We start from the raw sequence: 4,867 nt of genomic DNA, 5'->3' as shown, positions 1-4,867 counted from the left end.
GATTTTTCTTAAGTAATTTTTGTTCATAAGTAGTAAATAATTTCTTCGACATAAGTTCTGCTCCATCTAATTGTTTTTTTCATTATAAATAAAAAAATACCCCGTAAGAGAGACTTTTTTTAAGTGTCTATCTTATAGGGTACATTTTACAAATGGAAATGGGCAGTTTTTTGTTGTAAACAGTATTATTTAATTCGGGATTGGATGTTCCGATAATATAATTTCTAAATGGTCGCCGCCAAAAATTTCTTCATCAAAGGAAGAAGCTTCCCCATTTCTTAAAATTGTAAAATAACCTTGAAAATCCTTGGGAAGTTGCCAGTTTGAAAAACGGAACACATCTTGGAATCTCCATCGATTAGATTCCTTCTCTACAATCGTTATAGTAGAACCGTTACGAATTGTAGAAGAAGGAGATAAAGCTGTTCCATTAAGTAATACTTCATGGCATTGTTTTGTTAATTCCACCGTTTCATTTTGGAAAGTGACAATGATCTTTTCTTCTAATGATAAATTTAATTTACCCATCATCATTTCTACAGTTGGAAGGGAGTTTTCATCCACTTTAATACGGTCACCATCTTTAACAGGATAGTGAAGTTTACTTGGTTTATCATTAATGAATAAGGTTGGTGTGAAATCCTGTAAAAACATCGGTTGTCCGTCTACATGAATACAAAAAGGTTGTAATTTATGCAATAGATCAATGGCTTTTATATGTTTAAATACGTCTTCGACCGTTTCGATCGTTTCAATGTAAACTCGATCACGATCCTGTAGTTCTAAATCAAGGGAACAGTATTGATCATTTACTTTTACTTTAGGTTCAATATGATAAAGGGTTCCTTGTACCGTAATACTTTTAAATAGGGCATCGTCCACAATGTCACGTACAGTTACTTTAGCGTCCTCTCCATGTCTACCCTCTACTAATGTGATACAATCCCCATTTTGAATGATTGACTTTGTTGACGCCGGTTCTCCATTTACAACAATCGTTGCTGGTTCGCCATGTTCTCCAGGTAAAAAAATGTCGTGGTCATTTACAGTGATGGAAATACCTTGTCCTGGTTTACCGTAGAGCTGTTTTGCCCGTATATTTGCAGCTAAAAAGGCATCAGAAACCGTCATTTCCTTCATTTCAAACAAACGAACAACTTGATCATTCACTGTTACCGTCATGTACTGAATCGGTGCCTTTTTTGCAGCAATCGCAATACCAATAGGAGTTACTAACTCAGGGGTTGATGGGATTGATTCATCTTTTGTTACATTTTGAATGGCGTCGATACCACGAACGGCAACTCGATTTGCAGGAAGGTTCAAAACATGACATAGTTCATTTGTTAAATTAGGAGTTAAACTACCTCCCCCCACTAACATAATTGCCTTTGGAGGTGTTTGATTGTTTAAACGTAAAATTTCAGTGCCAATCGCTTTAGCTAAATTTTGAATAGACGGTTGAATTGCTTGGATTACTTCATCCCTTGGATAAAATTGATCGAATCCTAATATGTCCTTAATAAGTATGTTTTCTTCCGTTGCTAATTGTCGTTTTGCCATCTCTGCCACTGGGAAGTCTAATAAATAGTGGTCACTTAAGCTTTCCGTTATTTCGTCTCCAGCTGTAGGGACCATACCATAAGCAACAATTGTTCCTTTGTCCGTAATGGCAATATCTGAAGTACCTGCACCGATATCAACTAAGGCAACGTTTAAACGTCGCATCGATTGAGGAATTAAAACGTTAATAGCGGCAATCGGTTCTAAAGTTAATGCTTCCATTTCTAAATCTGCTCGTTTAAGGGCAGCTAGTAACGATTCAACAACTACACGGGGTAGGAAGGTAGCAATTACTTCGATTGTCGCTTCATGGCCTTGCTGATCTAGTAAACTACCGATTTCTTCACCGTCTAACTTATAGTATAGGACTGAGTAGCCTACACAATAATAATGATTAAAGGATTCCTCTTCCTTAGAGGAAAGGAGTTGTTGTTGAGCATGTTGAACAGCTTGAAGCTCAAGTCTATTTATATCTTCTTCGGTAAAGATAGGACGATTCTTTATATCAATCGTAACGCTTGCTTGTTCGGTTTTTAATGCACGACCAGCTGCGGCAACACTCACCCTTGTTAGTGGGCCATGTTTTTCTTCAAGCTCATTTTTGATTTCTTTAATTAACTCTGCAACATATAACACGTTATGTATTTGGCCATCTACCATAGCCCGTTCTTTATGTTCTTTTATAAGTATGTCCATGACATGGAAATGGTCATCCTGTTCTTCTAGTATAATACCGACGACAGAACGGGTACCTATGTCTAAAGCGAATAGTTTGGAACTCAAATGAAATCGCTTCCTTTCAAAGGGAATATAGAGAAAACTTTAGCGAGTTGAAGCGCTAAATTGAAATTGCGTGACAATATGAATATTGTTGACTATAATAGGACTATCACTAACAAATGTATCATACATTTCAACGTTCTGAAAGAGTTCGGTACAGAGAGAGGAGAAAAGGAAATGAGTGAAAAAAACTTAGAAATCCTTCGCAGTCAGATAGATGCTTTAAACCTCGAAATACTACGTCTTATTAATGAGCGAGCTGAGGTTGTTAATGAAATTGGTAAAATTAAAGAAAAACAAGGGGTAAACCGATACGATCCTCTTCGTGAACGACATATGTTAGATTTATTAAAAGAACATAATAAAGGACCGTTAAATCAAATGACGGTTGATTATATTTTTAAACAAATTTTCAAAACGGCTTTAAAACAATTAGAGGCAGACAAGAAAAAGGAATTACTTGTATCTCGTAAGAAAAAATCGGAAGATACTGTAATTGAAATTAATAATGAAAAAGTAGGAGTAGGCGATCCAACGTTTGTATTTGGTCCTTGTTCTGTAGAATCCTATGAACAAGTGGCAGCAGTTGCTGCTTCTATCCAATCAAAAGGATTGAAATTAATCCGAGGTGGAGCATACAAACCTCGTACTTCTCCATATGATTTCCAAGGTCTCGGATTAGAAGGATTGAAAATTTTAAAACAAATTTCGAAAGAATACGGCTTAGCAGTTGTAACGGAAATTGTCACACCTACTCATATTGAAGAGGCTTTAGATTACGTCGATGTAATTCAAATTGGTGCTCGTAACATGCAAAACTTTGAATTATTAAAAGCAGTTGGTGCTACAAATAAACCTGTTTTATTAAAACGTGGTTTAGCTGCTACAATCGACGAATTTATTCATGCTGCTGAATACATTATGTCAAAAGGAAATGAAAATATTATCCTTTGTGAGCGCGGTATACGTACTTATGAAAAAGCAACTCGTAATACGTTAGATATTTCGGCGGTGCCGATTTTAAAACAAGAAACGCATTTACCGGTATTTGTAGATGTGACCCACTCCACAGGACGCCGTGATTTACTATTACCATGTGCAAAAGCAGCTATTGCGATTGGTGCAGATGGGGTTATGGCAGAAGTGCATCCGGATCCATCTGTTGCTTTGTCTGATTCACAACAACAAATGGATATTTCACAATTCGATGCTTTCTATAATGAAATACAAAAATTTATGAAACAATATGAATATAAAGCATAATTTCTTTAAAAAACCCAAAAAGTATGTATAGGATACTTTTTGGGTTTTTTATTGGATGAAAAGCTTCAAATATTGAATCTTTATGAAGATTATGTGCTTTATATTGAAAAAGAAATGGAAATTATCGTATGATGAACATATTAATTCAATAAAAGGAGGCGTATCCTTTGACTGTAACGATTTATGATGTTGCACGTGAAGCGAATGTTTCAATGGCGACGGTCTCACGTGTAGTTAACGGAAACCAAAATGTAAAACCAGCTACAAGAAAAAAGGTATTAGAAGTAATCGAACGTCTAGAATATCGACCGAATGCAGTAGCCCGTGGTTTAGCAAGTAAAAAAACAACCACTGTCGGTGTAATTATTCCAGATATATCAAATAATATTTATGCAGAAGCTGCCCGCGGAATCGAAGATATTGCAACAATGTATCGATATAATATTATTTTAGCTAATTCCGATCAAAACGAAGAAAAAGAACTAACACTTCTCGATACAATGCTTGGTAAACAAGTAGATGGCATTGTCATGATGAGTGATGCAGTTACCCCTAAATTACATCAGTCAATGGAACATTCTCCAGTACCAATCGTACTTGCTGGTTCGGTAGATGAATCGAATCAATTTGCTTCTGTTAATATTGATTATTTCCAAGCGTCCTATGAAGCGGTACAGATGTTAATTGAAAATGGCCATAAACGTATTGCTTTCGTATCTGGACCTCTACAATATACCATTAATTCAAAGTTCAAATTAGAAGCCTATAAAAAGGCGATTATTGATGCGAATCTGGAATTGGATGAAAATTTAATTGTATCTGATGATGATACGTATGACAGTGGAATTGAAGCATGGGAAACGTTAAGTGCCCTTGATAATCCACCAACTGCCTTTTTTGCAGGAAGTGATGAATTAGCGATCGGTCTTATTCATGGAGCTCAAGATAGTGGAAGAAAAGTTCCGGACGAAATCGAAGTGATTAGTTTTGAAAATTCAAAACTTGCCCGTATGGTACGTCCACAGCTGACGAGTGTAGTATTTCCTTTATATGATATTGGGGCAGTAGCTATGCGTTTATTAACGAAAATAATGAATAAAGAAACGATTGATAACCAATCCGTAATTATTCCCCACCGAATTGAAAAACGAAAATCTGTTAAATAATAAAAAGGACAACTCAACATAAAATGTACCCTATAAGAAAGACACTTGAAAAAAGGTCTCTCTTATAGGGTACTTTTATTTATAATGAAATAAAA

Annotated in this window: 3 protein-coding genes; 2 read left to right on the top strand and 1 reads right to left on the bottom strand. The window is 35.7% G+C overall.

Going from position 1 to position 4,867, the window contains the following annotated elements; all coding sequences use genetic code 11:
* Nucleotides 1–189: 189 nt before the first annotated feature.
* Nucleotides 190–2,346: a pilus assembly protein PilM gene (gene pilM, locus ACH0B5_RS17680; RefSeq protein ID WP_341362485.1), complete on the bottom strand. Its 2,157-nt coding sequence runs from the start codon at nucleotides 2,344–2,346 to the stop codon at nucleotides 190–192.
* A gap of 174 nt (nucleotides 2,347–2,520) precedes the next feature.
* Here pilM and ACH0B5_RS17675 point away from each other — a divergent pair, with 174 nt between their 5' ends.
* The gene (locus ACH0B5_RS17675; RefSeq protein ID WP_122973603.1) at nucleotides 2,521–3,606 is read left to right on the top strand and encodes a bifunctional 3-deoxy-7-phosphoheptulonate synthase/chorismate mutase; all 1,086 of its coding nucleotides are present in this window, start codon (nucleotides 2,521–2,523) and stop codon (nucleotides 3,604–3,606) included.
* Nucleotides 3,607–3,773: 167 nt separating this feature from the next.
* Nucleotides 3,774–4,772: a catabolite control protein A gene (ccpA, locus tag ACH0B5_RS17670; protein ID WP_122973602.1), complete on the top strand. Its 999-nt coding sequence runs from the start codon at nucleotides 3,774–3,776 to the stop codon at nucleotides 4,770–4,772.
* Nucleotides 4,773–4,867 lie beyond the last annotated feature (95 nt).

Source organism: Ureibacillus sp. 179-F W5.1 NHS (assembly GCF_045369345.1).
Taxonomy (GTDB): domain Bacteria; phylum Bacillota; class Bacilli; order Bacillales_A; family Planococcaceae; genus Ureibacillus; species Ureibacillus halotolerans.
Note: the sequence above shows the minus strand (reverse complement) of the source record. Positions and strands in the feature narration are given on the sequence as shown.

What these genes read in the sequence shown, in the direction of transcription:
- ACH0B5_RS17675 (WP_122973603.1), top strand. Translation starts at nt 2,521, where the DNA reads ATGAGTGAAAAAAACTTAGAAATCCTTCGCAGTCAGATAGATGCTTTA.